18 protein-coding genes and 1 riboswitch are annotated in these 19,153 nt (G+C 72.6%); of the genes, 7 read left to right on the top strand and 11 right to left on the bottom strand.

Annotation, left to right across the window (positions count from 1 at the left end):
- Positions 1 to 37: 37 nt before the first annotated feature.
- Complete coding sequence (locus ABZ877_RS35530) at positions 38 to 1,189, top strand: epoxide hydrolase family protein (protein WP_361079966.1); 1,152 nt, start codon at positions 38 to 40, stop codon at positions 1,187 to 1,189.
- Positions 1,190 to 1,202: 13 nt separating this feature from the next.
- Here the strand turns inward: ABZ877_RS35530 and ABZ877_RS35525 are convergent, their stop codons facing one another.
- The 5 genes from ABZ877_RS35525 to ABZ877_RS35505 all read right to left on the bottom strand — a co-directional run bounded on the left by ABZ877_RS35525 (position 1,203) and on the right by ABZ877_RS35505 (position 6,587).
- A complete protein-coding gene (locus ABZ877_RS35525) occupies positions 1,203 to 1,718 on the bottom strand; it encodes a class F sortase (protein ID WP_361080101.1) in 516 nt (171 codons plus the stop codon).
- Positions 1,719 to 1,894: 176 nt separating this feature from the next.
- On the bottom strand, positions 1,895 to 2,359 hold the full coding sequence (locus ABZ877_RS35520) for a hypothetical protein (protein WP_361079964.1): 465 nt from the start codon (positions 2,357 to 2,359) through the stop codon (positions 1,895 to 1,897).
- A 141-nt stretch (positions 2,360 to 2,500) separates the two neighbouring features.
- Positions 2,501 to 4,450 carry a HAMP domain-containing sensor histidine kinase gene (locus ABZ877_RS35515; RefSeq protein ID WP_361079962.1) on the bottom strand — a complete coding sequence of 650 codons (1,950 nt, stop codon included), beginning with the start codon at positions 4,448 to 4,450 and terminating at the stop codon, positions 2,501 to 2,503.
- Positions 4,437 to 5,159, bottom strand: a complete 723-nt coding sequence (locus ABZ877_RS35510; protein WP_361079960.1) for a response regulator transcription factor — start codon at positions 5,157 to 5,159, stop codon at positions 4,437 to 4,439. Before ABZ877_RS35510 ends, ABZ877_RS35515 begins: the two co-directional genes overlap by 14 nt.
- Positions 5,160 to 5,198: 39 nt before the next feature.
- Positions 5,199 to 6,587, bottom strand: coding sequence for a cytosine permease (locus tag ABZ877_RS35505; RefSeq protein ID WP_361079958.1), 1,389 nt, complete (start codon positions 6,585 to 6,587; stop codon positions 5,199 to 5,201).
- Positions 6,581 to 6,677: riboswitch (TPP riboswitch) on the bottom strand. It overlaps the preceding gene by 7 nt.
- A gap of 28 nt (positions 6,678 to 6,705) precedes the next feature.
- Here ABZ877_RS35505 and ABZ877_RS35500 point away from each other — a divergent pair.
- Entirely contained in the window at positions 6,706 to 7,401 is a 696-nt protein-coding gene (locus tag ABZ877_RS35500) for an aspartate/glutamate racemase family protein (protein ID WP_361079956.1), read from the top strand.
- 21 nt (positions 7,402 to 7,422) lie between these two features.
- On the opposite strand, the gene ABZ877_RS35495 is transcribed toward ABZ877_RS35500, so the two are convergent.
- Positions 7,423 to 7,818 carry a hypothetical protein gene (locus ABZ877_RS35495; RefSeq protein WP_361079954.1) on the bottom strand — a complete coding sequence of 132 codons (396 nt, stop codon included), beginning with the start codon at positions 7,816 to 7,818 and terminating at the stop codon, positions 7,423 to 7,425.
- 168 nt (positions 7,819 to 7,986) lie between these two features.
- Here ABZ877_RS35495 and ABZ877_RS35490 point away from each other — a divergent pair, with 168 nt between their 5' ends.
- Entirely contained in the window at positions 7,987 to 8,730 is a 744-nt protein-coding gene (locus tag ABZ877_RS35490; protein WP_361079953.1) for a DUF4097 family beta strand repeat-containing protein, read from the top strand.
- A 9-nt stretch (positions 8,731 to 8,739) separates the two neighbouring features.
- Here ABZ877_RS35490 and ABZ877_RS35485 read toward each other — a convergent pair whose 3' ends face one another.
- The 4 genes from ABZ877_RS35485 to ABZ877_RS35470 all read right to left on the bottom strand — a co-directional run bounded on the left by ABZ877_RS35485 (position 8,740) and on the right by ABZ877_RS35470 (position 13,494).
- A complete protein-coding gene (locus ABZ877_RS35485) occupies positions 8,740 to 9,954 on the bottom strand; it encodes an alanine--tRNA ligase-related protein (protein WP_361079951.1) in 1,215 nt (404 codons plus the stop codon).
- 250 nt (positions 9,955 to 10,204) lie between these two features.
- Positions 10,205 to 10,780: a TerD family protein gene (locus ABZ877_RS35480; RefSeq protein WP_361079949.1), complete on the bottom strand. Its 576-nt coding sequence runs from the start codon at positions 10,778 to 10,780 to the stop codon at positions 10,205 to 10,207.
- A gap of 58 nt (positions 10,781 to 10,838) precedes the next feature.
- On the bottom strand, positions 10,839 to 11,861 hold the full coding sequence (locus tag ABZ877_RS35475; protein WP_361079947.1) for a hemolysin family protein: 1,023 nt from the start codon (positions 11,859 to 11,861) through the stop codon (positions 10,839 to 10,841).
- 271 nt (positions 11,862 to 12,132) lie between these two features.
- Positions 12,133 to 13,494 (bottom strand): hemolysin family protein, encoded by a 1,362-nt coding sequence (locus ABZ877_RS35470; RefSeq protein WP_361079945.1) that lies wholly within the window; start codon positions 13,492 to 13,494, stop codon positions 12,133 to 12,135.
- A 166-nt stretch (positions 13,495 to 13,660) separates the two neighbouring features.
- On the opposite strand from ABZ877_RS35470, the gene ABZ877_RS35465 reads away from it, so the two are divergent.
- Positions 13,661 to 14,641 (top strand): sporulation protein, encoded by a 981-nt coding sequence (locus tag ABZ877_RS35465; protein WP_361079943.1) that lies wholly within the window; start codon positions 13,661 to 13,663, stop codon positions 14,639 to 14,641.
- A 436-nt stretch (positions 14,642 to 15,077) separates the two neighbouring features.
- Entirely contained in the window at positions 15,078 to 15,581 is a 504-nt protein-coding gene (locus ABZ877_RS35460) for a hypothetical protein (RefSeq protein ID WP_361079941.1), read from the top strand.
- Between the two features lie 30 nt (positions 15,582 to 15,611).
- Here ABZ877_RS35460 and ABZ877_RS35455 read toward each other — a convergent pair whose 3' ends face one another.
- On the bottom strand, positions 15,612 to 17,666 hold the full coding sequence (locus ABZ877_RS35455; protein WP_361079939.1) for a SpoIIE family protein phosphatase: 2,055 nt from the start codon (positions 17,664 to 17,666) through the stop codon (positions 15,612 to 15,614).
- Positions 17,667 to 17,867: 201 nt separating this feature from the next.
- Between ABZ877_RS35455 and ABZ877_RS35450 the strand changes: the two genes are divergently transcribed.
- Positions 17,868 to 18,629, top strand: coding sequence for a hypothetical protein (locus ABZ877_RS35450; RefSeq protein WP_361079937.1), 762 nt, complete (start codon positions 17,868 to 17,870; stop codon positions 18,627 to 18,629).
- A 29-nt stretch (positions 18,630 to 18,658) separates the two neighbouring features.
- A complete protein-coding gene (locus tag ABZ877_RS35445) occupies positions 18,659 to 19,096 on the top strand; it encodes an SRPBCC family protein (RefSeq protein ID WP_361079935.1) in 438 nt (145 codons plus the stop codon).
- The last annotated feature ends 57 nt before the right edge of the window (positions 19,097 to 19,153 follow it).

Here is a 19,153-nt window from a genome sequence, read left to right as displayed (position 1 = left end):
AACCACCGCTGCGAGCAGCCGAGTTAGCATGCGGGACATGTCGGAGACGCAGCCCCGCCCGGAACGCTTCACGCCCAAGGCCGAGCCCGCCGCCCTCGCGGATCTGCGCGCACGGCTGCGCGCCACGAAGTGGCCGGACGCGCCCGAGGGCGCCGGGTGGTCGCTCGGCACCGACGTCGATTTCCTCCGGGAACTCGTCGCCTACTGGGCGGACGGCTTCGACTGGGCGGCCCAGGAGGAGGCGCTGGCGCGGCTGCCGCACTACCGCGTGCGGCTCGGCGGCCTGGGCATCCACTACGTACACGCCCGCGCGGTCGGCTGCGACCGCCCGGCTCTGCCGCTGGTCCTCAGCCACGGCTGGCCGGACTCCTTCTGGCGCTACTCGAAGGTCATCCCGCTGCTCACCGACCCGGGGGCGCACGGCGCCGACCCCGCCGACGCGTTCGACGTGGTCGTGCCCGACAACCCGGGCTTCGGCTACTCCGACCGCCCCGCCGGGGCGCCGCTCGACACGATCGCGGTCGCCGGACTGTGGGCCGAGCTGATGTCCGTACTCGGCTACGAGCGGTTCGGCGCCTGCGGCGGCGACCTGGGCAGCCACGTCAGCCGCTACCTCGCGCTCGACCACCCCGACCGGGTCGTGGCCGTCCACCGCACGGACGGCGGGCTGCCCGCCTTCACCGGCGACCCGGCCGAGCTGACGCCCGAGGAGCGCGCCTGGTTCGACGAGGTCAAGGCGTGGGGCGCGCGCGAGGGCGCCTACGCGGCCATGCACAGCACGAAGCCCCAGACCGCCGCCGTCGGGCTGACCGACTCCCCCGCCGGACTCGCCGCGTGGATCGTCGAGAAGATGAACGCCTGGAGCGACGGCGGCATCGAGCGCTTCACCAAGGACGAGATCCTCACCAACGTCACGCTCTACTGGCTGACGGGCACGATCGGTTCGTCGATGCGGTCCTACCACGCGAACGCCGCGATCGACCTCGCCCAGCGCACCCGTGTGGTGGAGGTGCCGTCCGGGTTCTCGCTGTTCCAGGGCGACGTCGTCCGCCCGCCGCGCGCCTGGCTGGAGCGCACCACGAACCTCGTCCGCTGCACCGAACCCGAGCGCGGCGGCCACTTCGCGGCGTTCGAGGAGCCCGAGCTGTACGCGGAGGAGCTGCGGGCGTTCTTCCGGCCGTTCCGCTGACCTACCGTTTCCCTTACCCGTTCGGTGTCGTCAGCTCGGCGTACACGATCAGGTTGTCCACCGGGTGCCCCTGCGCGTCGAACGCCCCGTCGCAGGTGATCAGGCGCAGGGCGCGGCTGTTCGTGGCGCCGTAGACCTTCCGCGTCGGGAACGTCTTCTTGCTGACGGTCTCGGTGGACGTGACGGTGAAGTGGACCGTCTTGTCGGCAGAGTTGCGGACCGTGATGTCCGCGCCCTTGCGGAGTTTGCGCAGGTCGTGGAAGACGGCCTTGCCGAACCGCGTGTCGTTGTGCCCGATGATCACCGCGGGGCCGCGCTCCCCCGGCGCCGGGCCGCCCGTGTACCAGCCGGCGGTCATGCCCTGCTCGGCGGGCGGCACCTCGACGGTGCCGTCCTCGTTCAGGCCGAGCGGGAGGAGCGCGCTGTCCACGCCGAGGGACGGGATGGTGACGCGGGTGGGAGCGGCGTCCTCGGGTGCGGGCGTCCGCTCGGACGGTGACGGGACGACCGTACGGGCGTCGCCGCTGATCCGGGTGCCGGTGCCGGAGTCGCACGCCGTGAGCGGGACGAGCAGGACGAGCAGGGGCAGGGCGACGACCGCGCGCCGCGTCGGCTGGTGCACAGGTGACTCCTGGGAGCGGAGAGGGGGACGAGGGCGCCGCCCGCCCGGGGACGGGCGGCGCCACGGGACCGGGGAGGGGCCGGTCAGCGCTGGCGCGACGCGCGGCGGCGCAGCGCCACCGTGCCCGCGCCCGCGAGGAGCGCCGCCGCCGAGAGCGACGTGGCGAGCGCGGTTACGTCCGTGCCGTCGTCGGTGACGGGGCGCTCGCCCGCGGCCACCGCGCCGCGCGGCGCCTGGGCGGCGGCCGCGCGCTTGCGCGCCTCGTCGCTGCCCGACTTCACCGGGACGGGGCTCGTCTTGTCGGCCTTCTCGGCCTCCTCCGCCGCCGCCCGCTTGCGCGCGACCTCGTCCTCGCGCGTCGCCGGGACGGGGGACGCCTTGTCGGCCTTCTCCGCCGCCGGCGCATCGCTCGCGACGGGCTTCGGCGTCGTGTCGGAGGCGAGCGCGGCGCCGGCCGGGGCGAGCACCCCGGCGGTCACGGCCGCCGTGACGACGGCGGTGCGCACGGCGGAGCGGCGGGGCCGCCGGTGGGAACCTCGGTGGGACATGCGGAAAACTCCCTTGCCTGGACTGCCTGACAGGCACCGCCGGTCGGCGGTGCGGTGCCGACCGCGGGCGTCGCCCTTGATCGGCAGGCCCAGGCTCGCGCGGAGTTGTGAAGAAGCTGTCAGACGGCTGTCTTCATCGCATCAGGAAGCGGCCGGACCCGCGACGGGCAGCCGCAGCGTGAAGACCGAGCCCTCGCCCTCCGTGCTGGCGGCGGTCGCCGAACCCCCGTGCGCCTGCGCCAGTTTGCGGACGATGGACAGGCCGAGGCCGCTGCCGCCGGTGCGCCGGTTGCGGGACTTGTCCGCGCGCCAGAACCGGTCGAAGACGTACGGCAGGTCCGCCGCGGCGATGCCGCTGCCGGTGTCGGCGACCTCGACCAGGATCTCGTCCCCGCCGCCGTCGGCGCGGGCCCGCAGGGTGACCGTGCCGCCGGGGCCCGTGTGCCGTATCGCGTTCGACACGAGGTTGGCGACCGCCTGGCGCAGCCGTACGGGGTCCGCCCGCAGCTCAGGGAGCGGGGCCTCGGGACGGCACACCGACAGGGTGACGGCCGCCGTCTCCGCGCGCACCTGGTGCGCCGTGGCCACCTGGCCGAGCAGCTCCTCCACCCGCACCGGCCGCGGGTGCAGCCGCAGCGCGTCCGCGTCGGCCGCCGCCAGGTCCTGGAGGTCGTCGATGAGGTGCTGGAGCTGCACGGCCTCTTCGAGGAGCGAGTCGATGAACGCCGGGTCGGGGTCGGCGACACCGTCCTGCGCCGCCTCCAGCCAGCCCCGGATGGTGCTCAGCGGGGTCCGCAGCTCGTGGGCGACGTCGCTGACCATCGCCTTGCGCTGCTCCTCCAGGCGGGTGCGGTGGGCCGACATGTCGTTGAACGCCGCCGCGAGTCTGCCGATCTCGTTGTCCGTCGTCACCGGCACCGGCTGCGTCTCGCGGCCGTCCTTGAGCCGCTGGGCGGCGCCGGTCAGCGCGTACAGGGGGCGCACGAGGCGCCTGCCCGCCAGGACGGACGCGCCGACGGTCAGGGCGAGGACGAGCGCGGCGACGCCCGTGATCTTCGCCGTGTTGCGGGGTGAGAGGTCGAAGCCGGGGACGGTCGCGCCGCCCTGGTCGCCGATGAAGAGGAGCGCGGGCGCGGCGACGTAGGAGGTGAGCTGTTCGCGCCGGGCCGTGCCCACGCAGGTGGCGACCGTACGGTCGTCCTGCGCGGTCTCGGCCGGGGCGGGCGCCGGTACCGGGCGCGGGACCGTGTCCTGGGCCGCCGCGGCCTCCTCGGCGGCCGCCCGTTTGGCCGCCACCGCGCGCGGTGCCTGCTGCCAGGTGAGGTCCAGGGCGAGGTCGACGCGGTCGTGGCCCTGCCGCCGCAGGCAGGAGTTGGTGAGCCGGGTCAACGCGGTGAGCGCCTTGCCCTCCGTCCTGGTCGGCCGTTCGAGGATGCCCGTCGCGCACTTGTAGTAGCCCGGGTCGTCGGTGGCGCCGGAGCCGACCGGTTCCACCGCGGGGCGTCCGCTCGGGCCCACGACGACGTCGGCGGCGATGCCGAGCGAGCGCAGGCACGCCTTGTTCCGCTCGGCGATGCCGTGCAGGGTCTTGCGCTCCGCGCCGGGCAGCTTGAACGGGCCGACCGCGCGCGCGTCGATGCGGTCCGTCGCCGCGTCCTGCGTCCCGGCCCGGGCGGAGGCGAGCGCCGTGTCGACGGAGAGCGGGTCGACGGTCGCGGACGCCTGCGCGGGCAGGGTGCGCGGCGGCGTGCTGCCCGCCGAGTCGGCGAGGGGTGCGCGCCTTAGCGTGGTCAGGGTGATGTGGCGGCCGGTGGAGTCGGCCAGGTCCCGTACGACGGTGCCGACGCCGTCCCAGCGGGGGTGCGTGGCGGCGTAGCCGAGGAGGGTGTCGTAGATCCGTGTGTCGTCGGCGAGGTTCTGGCCCTGCTCCTGCTTGATGGCGCCGGACGTGGTCTGCACGGCGAGCCAGGCCGTCGCCGCGACCGAGCAGGTGGCGACGAGGACGGAGACGGCGAGGAGCCGCCCGCGCAGGCTCTTGCGCAGCGGGGGCCGGTCCGTCCGCGGCCCGTCGGCGGTCCTACGCCGACGCATCGCGGGCGCCCTTGTCCGGGTCCGTCAGCTTGTAGCCGACGCCGAAGACGGTGAGCAGCCGGACGGGGCGGCGCGGCTGCGGCTCAATCTTCTTGCGGAGGTTCATGACGTGCACGTCGACGGTGCGGTTGCTGATGTAGCGGTCGAAGCCGTGCAGTTCGGCGAGGAGCCGCTCCCTGCTGAAGACCCGGCCCGGCTCCGCCGCCATCGCCGCGAGCAGCCGGAACTCGCCCGGCGTGCACTCGACGGCCGCCCCGTCGACGGCGACCTCGTGCCGGTCGGGGTCGACGACGAGCGCGCCGACGGTCAGCCGCGCCGACGCCGGGCCGGTCGCGCCGCCCCGGCGGGTGCGGCGCAGCAGGGTCCGCACCCGTGCCATCAGTTCGCGCGGGCTGTACGGCTTCGTCATGTAGTCGTCGGCGCCGAGGTCGAGGCCGAGCAGCAGATCGTCCTCGGTGGAGCGCGCGGTCAGCATCAGGACGGGGATCTCCCGCGCCTCGGCGCGCAGCACCCGTACGACGTCGAGCCCGTCGGTCCGCGGCATCATCACATCGAGGACGAGCAGGTCGGGCTCGCCCCGCCGGATCTCCTCGATGGCCTGCCGCCCGTCCCGTACGACGGTGACGGCGTGGCCCTCACGCTCCAGGTAGCGGCGGACCAGCTCGGCCTGTTTCTCGTCGTCTTCGGCGACCATGACGTTTGCGCACACCCCGCAGATCGTAGGCGAGGTGCGGGAACACGTGTCCGGTCAGCTCGCGCGCGACCGGAACGGGGCGTACACGAGCAGCGCCGTGCCGAACGCCACGTAGTAGCCGAGATCCGCGCCGTGCAGCGCCTCGGCCACCGGGCCGACGTACAGGGACGTGTTCATGAACGGGACCGTGGCGGCGAACGCGGCGAGGAACGCGACCAGGGCGGGGACGACCGGCCGGCGGCGGGACGACTCGCCGGCCAGGTCGACGGGGGCGCCGCGCCGGGCGCGGGCCCGGGCCAGCCAGTCGACGAGGACGACCGCGACGAAGCCGGGGATCCAGTAGCCGACGAAGAGCAGGACGTTCTGGAAGCGGGCGGCGGTGTCGGCGGCGTGCATCCACAGCACCAGCGGGAAGCCGAGCGCGGCGGCCAGGGCCGCGGCGAGCGGGCGGGGCAGGCGGGCGCCGACGACCTGGAGGGCGAGCGAGCCGCTGTAGTCGTTCATGGCGTTGCTGCACAGCGCGGCGAGCGCCACGGCGAGGAGCCCGACCGAGCCGACGACCCCGCCGCCGAGCAACGTGTCGACACCTCGCGCGGTCTGGTCGGTGAAGACGGAGGCACCCCACAGGCCGAGCGCCTGCACGGCCGTGAAGGAGACGACGACACCGGCGAGCGTGCACCAGAACATCCGGACCGGGGAGGTGGTGCGCGGCAGGTAGCGGCTGAAGTCGCTGGCGTACGGGGCCCAGGAGAGGGCCAGGCTGAGCGCGATGGTGGTGGTCAGCGCGAACGCGCCCGCGCGGTCGGCCCCGTGGACGCTGCCGTGCCCCGCCGGGGTGACCCCGGCGTCCGCGAGCCGCAGCGCCAGGGCGCAGAACGCGACCGCGAGGACGGCCGTCATCCACTGTTGCAGGCGGTGGATCGCCTCGTAGCCGAGCGCGCCGAACGCGCCCTGCGCGGCCATCATCACCAGCGCCCCCAGCCAGAACGGCCAGCCGCACAGCCGGGCGAGCGCGTCACCGCCGAACAGGCCGATCAGCGCGTCCCAGGCGATGGAGGACAGCCACTGCAAGGTGCCGGGGACGACGACGCCCCGGCCGAACGCCAGCCTGGCCAGCGGCAGTTGACCGGCCCCGGTGGCGCTCCCCCACGTCCCCAGGTACGCGGTCGGTACGGCGCCCAGCACCGTGCCCAGGACCACGGCGGCGAGCGCGGTGCCGAAGTCCAGGCCGAGCGCGGCGCCGACGGTGCCGGTGAAGACACCGCTCATGGTCAGATTGGGCGCGAACCACACGGTGAACAGGCGCCCGGCACCGCCGTACCGGTGGCTCTCGGGAACGGGCGCGATCCCCCGCGCCTCGGGGCGCCAGTCACCGGGGGCGGCGGGCATCCGCCCGTCGAAGGCGGCCTCGCGCGGCTGCGTGGAAGCGTGCGGCATCGACATCTCGCTGACATCCCTCCGCCAGTGCTAACTGGTTCAGGTTCTACGGGTGTGATCTCAGCCCCGCTTCTCGGGGCACCCCGTGTCGGGCAGTACCGGAGCGCACCCTACCCTGTCGGCCATGAGGACCATCGGCTTGATCGGCGGCATGAGCTGGGAGTCGACCGCCGAGTACTACCGGCTGCTCAACGAGCTGACGCGGGACCGGCTCGGCGGGCTGCACTCGGCGCGGATCGTGCTGTACTCCGTCGACTTCGCGGAGATCGAACGGTTGCAGGTCGCGGGCGACTGGGAGGAGGCCGGCCGCGTCCTCGGCGCGGCCGCCCGGAGCCTGGAGGCGGCCGGCGCCGATCTGCTGCTGATCTGCACCAACACGATGCACAAGGTCGCCGACCAGGTGCGGGCGGCGACGTCCGTACCGCTGCTGCACCTCGCCGACGCGACGGCGGACGCGGTCCGCGCGGCGGGCGCGAAGCGGGTCGGGCTGCTCGGCACCGCGTTCACCATGGAGCAGGACTTCTACCGGGGCCGCCTCGCGAGCCACGGCCTCGACGTGCTCGTCCCGGACGAGGCGGGCCGCGCGCTCGTGCACCGGGTGATCTACGAGGAGCTGTGCCTCGGCATCGTCCGGGACGCCTCACGCGCCGCGTACCAGGAGGTCATCGCGGGGCTCGTGGCGGCGGGCGCGGAGGGCATCGTCCTCGGCTGCACGGAGATCGAGCTGCTGATCGGCGCCGAGGACAGCCCGGTCCCGGTCTTCCCGACAGCACGGCTGCACGCGGAGGCGGCGGTACGGGAGGCGCTGCGCGACGGCTGATGCCGAGCGGTTCCGCGTGGGTCAGGGTGCTGGTTCTCCCAGTTCCTCCGGGGTCGACGGGTGGCATGCCTTGATCGCGTCGGTGAGGGTGGCGTGGATGCCTCCCCTGAGGCGGTCCGCGCCCGCCGCTCGTAGCGCGGAGCGCGCCGCGGCGTGGGCGACCAGGGCGACGGAGCCGGCGTCCGGCGCGCCCTCCGTCCCCAGGGCCGTGCCGACGAACTGCCGCACCGCGCCGGTCGTGCAGTGCTCGACGCCCCTGAAGTCGAGCACGAAGAGGCGCTGACCGGTGTCCGTCATACGGCCCAGCAGCCCGCACAACTCGGCGGCCACGGCGTCGTCGAACGTCCCGGCGACATCGACGACCAGGACGTTCCCGGTCGCCCAGCGCGCCGGGAAGGTCACCCGCGCTCGCTCCATCCTCGGTCCTTCGGTCCTCGGGCCGCGCATGCGCGGCGGCTCGTGTGCGGGGGCGCCTACCCCGGCCCGCACAACCGCACGCCCCCATCATGCGGCGCCACGGAAGCTCCGGGACAGGCGCGTGCCGGGGCCGGTGCGGGGCAAGCGGCCGGAATGAAGGCAGCGACGATGACATCCGCCCGGCGCCTGGCGGCCGCGGTGCTCGGCCTCGCGACCGTTCCCGTCCTCGCGGGGTGCGGCGGGGGCGACGGCCACGCCTCGGCGCGGGGCGCCGAGTTGGCCGCGTCCGACCTGCGGCTGACCATCACCACGGACAACGGTGTGCGGCTGCGCCCCACCGACGGCGACAAAGTAGGCGTCGACAGGGCCGTCGCCCACCACTGGTCACGCCACGACGACACCCGCGTCCTCGACCTGAGCTGCCGCGACCGGGAGCAGCCGGGCCGGCCGTGTCCGCGTATGCCCGAGATCCAGGTCCCCGCCGGCACGGCCGTGACGGTCACCGCCCGCAACGCCGGGATCGACGCCGCGGGCCTGACCGGCCCCCTCGACCTGACCACGGTGAACGGCGATGTGACGGTGGCCGATTCCGGCGCGGGCAAGGCGTCGCTGCGCCTCGCGACCCGCAACGGCTCCGTGCACACCACCTCCGTACGCGCCTCGGCCCTCGGCGCGCGCACGGTCAACGGCGATGTCACCCTCGACTGCGCGACCGCCCCGCGCCGGGTCTCGGCGCGTACGGTGAACGGCTCGGTCGACGTCGCCGTGCCGCATGACGCCCCCGGCTACCGGGTGGACGCCACGACGGACCACGGCCGCCCGGCGGTCACGCTGCCCGCCGCCACCGACGGCTCCGCGCCCACGATGACGCTGGCGACCGTCAACGGCGACGTACGCGCCGACCGCCTGTAGGGCCTGCTCCTACCCTTCCTCCGAGCGCAGGCTGAGCACGAGGTCGCGCGGCAGGCCGTGCGTGTCGTGCAGGTAGTGCAGGTCGTCCTCGTCGAGCGGCCCCTGGAAGCGGGGCCGGGCGAGGACCTGACGTCCCCGGGTCAGGAGTCGGCCGAAGCGGCGTTCCTCGTCGAGGAGCACACGCCGCACCTCGTCCGGGTCCGTCGACTGCCGGAAGTGGTCCAGGGTGTGGTGCACCAACTCCTGTGGGAAGTCGTCGAGTCGGCGTGTGGAGTCGTCGCGCCAGAGCACGGTGAGGGCGCGGCGCAGCAGACGGCGGAGGACGTAGCCGTGCCCCGTGTTGCCGGGCCGGACGCCGTCGGCGATGACCACGACGGCCGAGCGCAGGTGGTCGGTGACCAGGCGCCACGAGGGCTCGTCCAGGGTCCACACGCGGGGCAGTTCGCGGCGCCAGGGGTCGAACACGTCGCACTCGTAGACCGAGTCCTTGCCCTGGAGGAGGGAGACGAGGCGCTCCACGCCGAGGCCGGTGTCGACGTTGCGCTGCGGCAGCGGGACGAGGGTGCCGTCGGGCAGGCGGCGGTGGCGCATCATCACGTGGTTCCACACCTCGACCCAGCGCTCGTCCTGGGTGGGCGTGGAGCGCGGCGGGGTGTCGCCGGTCCACAGGAAGATCTCCGAGTCGGGTCCGCAGGGCCCCGTAGGCCCGTTGGACCACCAGTTGTCCTCGACGGTGAACTCGACCGGAACCCCGCGCTCCTCCCAGACCCGCAGGGAGCCGGTGTCCCGTCCGACCTGTCCGTCACCGCCGAAGACAGTGGCGTGGAGCAACCCCGGGTCGACGCCGAGCCCTTCGGTGAGCAGGTCATGGCCCCAGGCGAGGCTCTGCGGGCCTTCGTAGTCGCCGAGCGACCAGGTGCCGAGCATCTTGAAGACGGTGAGATGGGTGGGGTCACCGATCTCGTCGACGTCGGTGGTGCGCAGGCACCGCTGTACGTTGACCAGGCGCCGCCCCTGTGGATGCGGCTTCCCCTCCAGGTACGGGGTGAGGGGGTGCATGCCCGAGGTGGTGAAGAGCACGGGGTCGCCGGGCGGCGGGAGCAGGGTGGAGCCGGTGATGCGCCGGTGGCCGCGGTCCTCGTAGTACTCAACGAACGTCTTGATGACGCCGTCCGTGGTGAGGCTAGGCCGGGTGCTCCGCGGGTTCGGGTCACGGGTGTTCATGGGGTGGCTCCTTCGCTGTCGAGCGGGGAGGCACCGGACACGGGTCCGCACGATCACCGGAAACCGGGCTTGAGGCCAAGAGACCATCGGCGGGCCGTCTCCGGTCGCCGATGGATGAGGTGGAACGTCAGGCGGCGGCAACCGGCGAGCTGGTCGCTCGCGCGGTTGCCGCGGTGGTGCACAGGCCCTTGACGTTCATGACATCCACGGTAACGCGGTCTCGCGCGGACGGCCCGTGATTTACGTCGCCTCAGACGTTGACGCCGAAGTCCTGCGCGATGCCGCGCAGCCCGGACGCGTAGCCCTGACCGACGGCGCGGAACTTCCACTCGGCGCCGTGCCGGTACAGCTCACCGAAGACCATGGCGGTCTCCGTCGAGGCGTCCTCGGAGAGGTCGTAGCGGGCGATCTCCTGGTTGTCGGCCTGGTTGACGACGCGGATGAAGGCGTTGCGCACCTGGCCGAAGCTCTGGCCGCGGGCCTCGGCGTCGTGGATGGAGACGGGGAAGACGATCTTCTCGACCTGGGCGGGCACGGCGGCGAGGTTCACCTTGACCGACTCGTCGTCGCCCTCGCCCTCACCGGTGAGGTTGTCGCCGGTGTGCTCGACCGAGCCGTCGGGGCTCTTGAGGTTGTTGTAGAAGACGAAGTCGCGGTCGGACAGGACCTTGCCGTCCGCGCCGCAGAGCAGCGCCGAGGCGTCGAGGTCGTAGTCGGCTCCGGTGGTGGTACGCACGTCCCAGCCGAGGCCCACCACGACGGCGGTCAGGCCGGGCGCCTGCTTGCTGAGAGAAACGTTGCCACCCTTGGCCAGGGAAAGACCCACAGGAACTACCTCCAATAGCTGCGTTGCTCAATCACTTGCGCAATAGCGAAATCATAACCTAGGCCGGTGCCGCGGGGCCCACCAGCTCCGACAGGACGTCCTCCATCGTGACGAAGCCGATGACGGTCCCCTTGTCGCCCGTGACGGCGGCCAGATGGCTGCCCTGGGCGCGCAGCGCGGTGAGCGTGTCGTCGAGCGGCGTGTCGATGCTGACCCGGGTCAACGGGTGCAGCGCCGAGCGCGGGAAGGACACGTCGCGGTCGGTGCGGCCCAAGGTGTCCTTGATGTGGAGGTAGCCGAGGAGCGCCGTGCCGTCGTGGCCGGTGACCGGGAAGCGGGAGAAACCGGCGCCCGCCGCGACCCGTTCGAGCCCGGCGGGGGTGATGTCCGCCGGCACCTTCCGCATGCGCTGCGCGGGCACGACGATCTCGCCGACCGGCCGCGTGCCCAGCTCCAGGGCGTCGCGGAGCCGTTCGCCGTCGGCCGCGGAGAGCAGCCCGGCCTCGCTCGAGTCCAGCACCATCCGGGCCAGTTGGTCGTCGGTGAAGACGGCGTCGACCTCGTCCTTCGGCTCGACCTTGAGGAGGCGCAGCAGGCTGTTGGCGAAGGAGTTGATGCCGAACACGACCGGCTTCACCAGGCGGGTGACGGCGACCAGGGGCGGGGCGAGCAGCAGCGCGGTGCGCACGGGCGCGGCCAGCGCGATGTTCTTGGGGACCATCTCGCCGAACAGCATGTGCGCGTACGTGGCCACGGTCAGGGCGATGACGAACGAGATCGGGTGCACGGCGGCGTGCGGCACGTGCACGGCCTCGAAGGCGGGTTCGAGGAGATGGGCGATGGCGGGCTCGGCGACGGCACCGAGAACCAACGACGAAACGGTGATCCCGAGCTGGGCGGTGGCCAGCATCGCGGAGATGTGCTCCAACGCCCACAAGGTGGCTCGCGCCCGCTTCTCCCCTTCCTGGGCCCGGGGTTCGATCTGATCGCGCCGCACGGAGATGAGCGAGAACTCGGCCCCGACGAAGAAGGCGTTGGTGACGAGGGTGAACACCCCGATGACAAGCTGCAGAACGGACATGAGACCTATCGACCCTCTCCGGTCAAACGCGCGGCGACATCAGCAACGCCGACAGCGACCAGCATGTGTTTCCCGCCGGAGGGACGGGCCCCCGGCCGCGTCATGGTCAGCGCGGACAGCGCGCGCGCCGGACCAGCCCCGTCAACTGCACGGCCGTGTCGGCGACCGCCGGGGTGTGCCCGGTGAGCCGGGTGCTGGCGCGGACGATCAGCACGGTCCTCCGCAGACGTACGGGCCCCCGGCCCTGTCGCGGTCAGGACGGGTGGCGCGCTCATCGGGGGTCGCCCGTCAGCTGCGCGGGCGCGTTCGTGGGGGTCGGGGCCGGGCCCGTTACGCGGATGCGGTCGGCTCGGTGGTGGGTTACCTCCAGGACCGTCAGCTCCCAGGTGTCGACCGTCAGGGTGTCGCCCTCGACGGGTATGCGGGCCAGGCGCGTGGCGACCAGGCCGGCCACCGTCTCGTACGGGCCCTCGGGCGCAGTGAGCCCGATCGCGGCGAGTTCGTCGATGCGGACGCCGCCGTCGGCCTCCCAGACGGCGCGGCCGTCGGTGCGCGCGGCGGCGGGGCGCAGGCCGGGGGTCTCGACGGGGTCGTGCTCGTCGCGGACCTCGCCGACGACCTCCTCCACGATGTCCTCGACCGTGGCGACCCCGGCCGTGCCCCCGTACTCGTCGATGACGACGGCCATGGTGCGGCTCTCCCGCAGTTGTCGCAGCAGCCGGTCGGCGGGCAGGCTGTCGGGCACGAGCAGCGGCGGTGTGGCGAGGTCGGTGACCGGTGTGAGCCGCCGCTTCTCCGGTTCCAGGGCGAGGGCGTCGCGGATGTGGACGGTGCCGATGACGTCGTCGAGGCTGTCGCGGTAGACCGGGAAGCGGGAGAGGCCCGTGGCGTGCGCGAGGTTCGCCGTGTCGGCGGCGGTGGCGTGCGCCTCCAGGGCCCGCACGTCGACGCGCGGCGTCATGACGTTCTCCGCGCTCAGCTCGCTCAGGTGCAGGGTACGGACGAACAGTTCGGCCGAGTCGGGCTCCAGGGCGCCCGCGGCGGCGGAGTGCCGGGCGAGCGCGACCAGTTCCTGCGGGGTCCGGGCGGAGGCCAGCTCCTCGGCGGGTTCGAGGCCGAAGCGGCGCACGAACCGGTTCGCCGTGTTGTTCAGGTGCCGGATGAACGGGCCGAACGCCGCCGTGAAGCCGCGCTGCGGCCCCGCCACGACCTTGGCGACGGCGACCGGGCGGGAGATCGCCCAGTTCTTCGGCACCAGTTCACCGATGACCATGAGGAGCACGGTGGACAGGGCGACACCGAGCACGGAGGCCACCGAGGAGGCGGCGCCGCCGAGGCCGGCGGCGTCCAGCGGGCCGCGCAGCAGCGCGGCGAGGGAGGGCTCGGCGAGCATGCCGATGACCAAGGAGGTGACGGTGATGCCGAGTTGGGCGCCGGACAACTGGAACGTCAGGCGGCGCACCGCCTTCAGCGCCCCGCTCGCACCCCGCTCCCCCGCCTGCGCCGCGCGCTCCAGGTCGGCGCGCTCGACGGTCGTCAGGGAGAACTCGGCGGCCACGAAGAGGGCACAGGCGAGTGTGAGGACCAAGGCGAGCGCCAGGAGCAGGACTTGACCAAGGAGAGGCGCACCCATCGCGGGCTGTGACTCCTTCTCGTTCGGGGGATCTCGGGTAACTTCTACGCGCTGCGACTTCTACGTGTCTGTAGAAAGACTCGCAGGACTTGCAGAACGAAGGGAACGCCACCCGGGTTCCCGTTCCCCCTCGCACCACCCCGCAGAAAAGGAAGTGAACGCTTCGATGGTGTTCAAACGACTGCTCGGCTCGCTCGGCGTGGGCGGCCCCACTGTCGACACCGTCCTCGCCCCGGGGGCCACCGTCCCCGGCGGCAGCCTCTCCGGCCAGGTCCATCTGAAGGGCGGCAGCGGCGACTTCACGGTCGAGCACATCACGCTGGAACTCGTGGCCCGTGTCGAGGCCGAGCACGAGGAGGGCGAGAGCGAGGGCGTCGTCGTCTTCGACCGGTTCGTGGTCGGCGGCGGGTTCCGGCTCGCCGAGGGCGCCGAGCACAGCGTGCCGTTCAGTGTGACCCTGCCCTGGGAGACGCCGGTCACCGAGTTGTACGGGCAACCGCTCGGCATCGTCCTCGGGGTGCGCACGGAGCTGTCCGTCGCCGGCGCGAGGGACCGGGGCGATTTGGACCCGCTCGCCGTCGGGCCGCTGCCCGTGCAGGAGGCGATCCTGGAGGCGTTCGGGCAGCTCGGCTTCGGCTTCCGCTCCGCGGACCTCGAGTACGGGCGCATCGGCGGCACCGGCCAGAGCCTGCCGTTCTACCAGGAGATCGAGCTGACCCCGGCGCCGCGGTACGCGCACGAGGTGAACGAGATCGAGGTGACCTTCCTCGCCACGCCCGGCGGCATGGAGGTCGTCCTGGAGGCGGACAAGCGCGGTGGGCTGTTCTCGTCGGGGCATGACGCGGTCACCCGGTTCACCGTGGGCCACGACGACATCCACCACCAGGACTGGAACGCGCTCGTCGACTCCTGGGTCCGGCAGGTGATCGAGCACCGGTCCGCGTACGGCACGCACGCCGCGTACGGGCAGGACCACGGCGGTTTCCACGAGGACGGCCACCGGTCAGGGCCGGGTGTCGGCACCGCGGTCGCCGCGGGCGCGGCCGGGCTCGCCGTCGGCGTCGTCGGGGGCATGGTCGCCGCGGAGGTCGTCGACGAGGTCGGGGACTTCTTCGAGGGCGACGAGGAGGAGGGGGACGAGGACTGAGGAGCATGGAGTGACGCAGGTCACACCATGAGGCGTGTGTGACCGGGTAGGGAGCCCGTGCTCGCCTGGACCGTTCCAGGGAGAACCACGAGAAACACCGACCCTGGGAGGTAGCGATGTCCTCGAAGCGACGCCGCAAGAAGAAGGCCCGCCGCAAGAACGGCGCCAACCACGGCAGCCGCCCCCAGTCCTAGGGGCGCGGTCGAGAAGACGAAGGGGCGGCACCCACGTGCCGCCCCTTCTTTCTGTTCGGCCGACCCCGTCCGACACCTTTACCGGGTCTTTTATTTTCGGCGTACAACCCTTTTGCCGTACCCGTCCGCAGCGGCCTTCGCGGAAATTCTTCGGATTCTCTGCAACTGCCGCGAGAAATGCGCCGTCTTCTCCTGTGACCACGGTTTGCACACAGCCACATTTCACGGGGAAGGCACTTCCGATGCGCAAGACCATCCGTACCCGCTTCATCGCCGCGGGCGGCGTCGCCGCCGTTCTGAGCCTCGCGGCCGTCACCCCGGCCCTGGCCGGCCCGTCCTCGGGCAGCGGCACGCGCACTGTCGCGGCGGCCCCCGCCTCGCAGGGCGACCCGCGCAGCACCACCACGCGGGTCGCCAATTTCTACGGCGCCTACATCGACGCCATCTGGGACAACGAGGACGCGGGATCGGCCGCCGACGCGAAGGCGCTGCGCGCTTTCTACCTCTCCCCCGCCGCACAGAAGAAGGTGGCCGCATATGAGGCCGAGCAACACGCGGACGGAATTCTGTTCGCGCAGAACGTTCCGGTGAAGTGGGCGGTGTCGTACACCGGCTCGGGGGCCGGGCATTCCACGGCTCTGGTGACCCTCACATGGAGCGACGGTAAGGACGCGCAGGTCACCAAGGTCAAGGTGCAGTCCGACCTCACCACCCGGAAGATCACCGACCTGGCCCCGGTCGGCTGACCGGCTGACCGGCCGGGCGGCTGAGGGACGTCAGTCGTCCTCCGCCCGGAAGTCGCACCACACCGCCTTGCCCTCGCCGCGCGGCTCCACGCCCCAGGACGACGCGACCGCCTCCACCAGGAGCAAGCCCCGCCCGGAGGTGGCGGTCTCGCCGGGCGATCTGCGGCGCGGGCGGGAGCTGGAGCGGTCCTTCACCCAGAGGCGGACGCGGCGGGGCGGCCCGGTGAGCACCTCCAGGGTGAGGATCGCGCCGCCCTCGGTGTGGACGAGGGCGTTCACGAGGAGTTCTCCCGCCGCCAGTTCGACGTCGTCGGCCACCGAGCCCAGACCCCAGCACATGAGGTGGTCGCGCAGGGCCGCCCGGGTGTCGGCGAGCCCCTCGGGGTCGGCCTGGTGGACGTAGCGGTGGATGCGCGGCTCCTGCGGGGTGCCGGGGTCGGGCAGCCGGCGCAGCACGAGGAGCGCCACGTCGTCACTGCTGCCCCAGCGCTCCCACAGCGCCCGCGAGAGGTGGTCCGCGAGCTCCTCGGCGGACTCAGGGCCGGTGCGCAGCACCTCGGCGAGGTTGCGGATACCGGTGTCGAGGTCGAGCCCCGCGTCCTCCACGAGCCCGTCCGTGCACAGGACCAGCGTCTCGCCGGGCACGAGGTCGAGCCGTACCTCGGGGTAGTCCTCCATGCCGAACTCGCTGGCGAGCCCGAGCGGCAGCCCGCCCCGTACGCGGGGCACGCCGACCTGCCCGTCGACGTGCCGGACCAGGGGCGGGAGATGTCCGGCCCGCACCGCGCGGACGATGCCCGTCGCGGGATCGAACTGCGCGTAGGTACAGGTCGCGAACCGGTCGGTGTCCAGTTCGGCCAGGAACCGTGAGGTGCGGGAGAGCACGGTCGCGGGCGCATGGCCCTCGCCGGCGAAGGCGCGCAGGGCGATGCGCAGTTGCCCCATGATGGCGGCGGCGTGGGTGTCGTGGCCCTGGACGTCGCCGACGACCACGCCGATGCGGCCCCGGGGCAGGGTGATGACGTCGTAGAAGTCGCCGCCGACGTCCCGGCCGCCCCAGGCGGCGTGGTAGCGCACGGCGACCTCGGTGTCCGCGACCTCGGGGACGCCGCGCGGCAACATGGTGGCCTGGAGGCTCTTGGCGATGTCGCGTTCCTCGTCGAAGAGCATGGCGCGCTGCAGCGACTGGGCGACGATGCCGGACAGGCCGATGCACAGATTGCGGTCCGCGTCGGTGAACTCCTTGCGGCCCCGGTAGAACAGGGCGAGTCCGCCGATGGCGCGGTCCTGCGCGACGAGCGGCAGGAAGGCCGCCGAGTCGAGGTGCATCTCGTCGATATAGGGCCCGATGCGGGGGTAGTCACGGGCGGGGCTGGACAGGGAGCCCATGAAGCGGGGCTGGCGGGTCGTGACGGCCTGGGCGAGCGGCACCGACTCGTCGACCTTGTGCAGTTTGAGTTCGTCGAGGGCCTGCATCGTCTGGCCGACGAGCGCGATCAGCTTCAGGTGGTCGCCGTCGACGAGGCCGAGGACGAGGCCGTCGGCGGCGAAGCGGTCCAGGCCGCTCGCGCCGGAGAGGACGGCGACCACGTCGTCCACGGTGACGGCGCGGGAAAGGGCGTCGGTGGTGCCCTGCACCATGAGGGCGATGCCCTGGCGGTGCTCCTCCCTGGGGTCGACGGCCGCGAGCTGCGTGCCGTCGCCCGCGGCCGGGCGCATCACGCCGACGACGCGGGAGGGGCGGCCGTCCTCGTCGCGCAGGATGCGCCCGCGCGCGTGGATGAGGTGCACGGCCCCGCCCCTGCGGTGGGCGCGGAAGTAGACGCCGTAGCAGTCGGCGCCGGAGGTGATGGCCTCGGTGACCGCGTAGGTCATCCGGACGATCTCCTCCGAGGAGACGCGCTCCCGCAGGGCGGACATGGTGCCGCCGAACTCCTCCGGGGTCAGGTCGAGCAGGTCGTGGGAGCTCGGGTCGAGGCTCACCGCCCCGCTGTCCAGGTCCCAGTCGAAGGTTCCTGTGCCGGTCAGGGACATGCGCTGTTCCAGACCGATGGGTGTCTTCCGTGACTTCCTGGCTGAGGTCATCGCTGTCTCCGGTCTGCCGCTCGTTCACCGTAAGCGCCCGGTGGGCGGAGCGCGCGGTCACCGCCGCGAAAAGTGGAAAGCGGCGTTCCGGTGATGGACCGGGCACCTGGGGTAAAGGGGGCGTTCCGCGGCCCCGACGGCCGTGGAGCGACCGGGGGCGGTGGGTGTCCCCGGATGTTCGTCGAGAAGGGAGCGCGTTCCATGAGGGTCGGCACGAGGGTCGGCAGAGCGGTGACGACGGCGGTCGCGGGGGTGGCCCTGGCGGCGCTGGCGGGGTGCGGGAGCGACGACGGCGACGACGAGCCCTTCGCGGGCAAGAGCGCCGACGACATCGCGGCGGACGCGATCCAGGCCACCAAGCAGGCCGACTCGCTGCACATGAAGGGCACGGTGCGTCAGGCCGGGGCGTCGGGGACCAAGGTCACCGTCGATCTGTCGGTGGACCAGGAGAAGAACTGCGAGGGCACGATCAGCACCGGTGGTTCGCAGGCGGACGTACGCCACACGAACGCGACGCTGTACCTCCGCGGCGACGAGGAGTACTGGCGACACGCCCTCAAGAGCCAGCCGGGTGGCGACAAGGTCGTGCCGAAGGTCGCCGACAAATGGGTGAAGGCACCCGCCGACGACTCGATGACGCAGGGCCTGTGCGACAAGCAGGGGCTCGTCGCGTCCATGGACGAGGACAAGTCGGAGCGCAAGGGGCTGAAGAAGGACGGCACGACCACCGTCGACGGCGCCGAGGCGATCAAGCTGACGAAGAAGACGTCGGGCGGCGAGACCCTCACCCTGTACGTGGCCACCGAGGGGAAGCCGTACATCCTGCGGACGACGACGAGTGGCGGCGAGGAGCCCAACACGGCCACGTTCAGCGACTACGGCAAGCCCGTCCGCCCGCAGGCTCCCGGGTCCGGCGAGACCGTCGACCTCAAGGAGCTGGCCGCGTCCGGGCAGAAGGCCTGACCCCCGCGAACGATCGGAAAGAGGTGCCCATGTCCGCGTCCTTGCTCGAGTCCGTCGACCTCGACGCCCCCGTCTCCGTCGCCTGGGAGCTGTGGAGCGACGTGTCCCGCTGGCCCGCCTTCCTCAGCCACGTACGCCTGGTGGAGCCGCTCGACGAACGGCGCTTCGCGTGGCAGCTGGAGCTGCCCGGGGCGGACAAGAACTTCGTCGCCGAGCTCACCGAGGTGGTCCCGGAGGAGCGGATCGCCTGGCACACCGTCGAGGGGGTGGACCACGCCGGGGTGGTGACCTTCCACCGGCTGAGCGACACCACGAGCCGGGTGACGCTGCAGATCGAGTACGACCCGAAGGGGTTCGTGGAGCGCCTCGGCGCCCTCACCAACCTCGACTCGACGCTGGCCAACTACGACCTCGGCGAGTTCCAGAAGCTCGCCGAGACGGCGGCCCGCGAGCGCGGGCTCACCTGAGAGCCTGTCGCTCACGGCAGAGGCGCCCGCCCCGTGCAGGGGCCCGCCCGGCCTTGT

Origin of the sequence: Streptomyces sp. NPDC046939, assembly GCF_040644575.1 — a bacterium.
Taxonomy (GTDB): domain Bacteria; phylum Actinomycetota; class Actinomycetes; order Streptomycetales; family Streptomycetaceae; genus Streptomyces.
The sequence above is the reverse complement of the archived record's forward strand: the minus strand, read 5'-3'. Positions and strand labels throughout refer to the sequence as shown.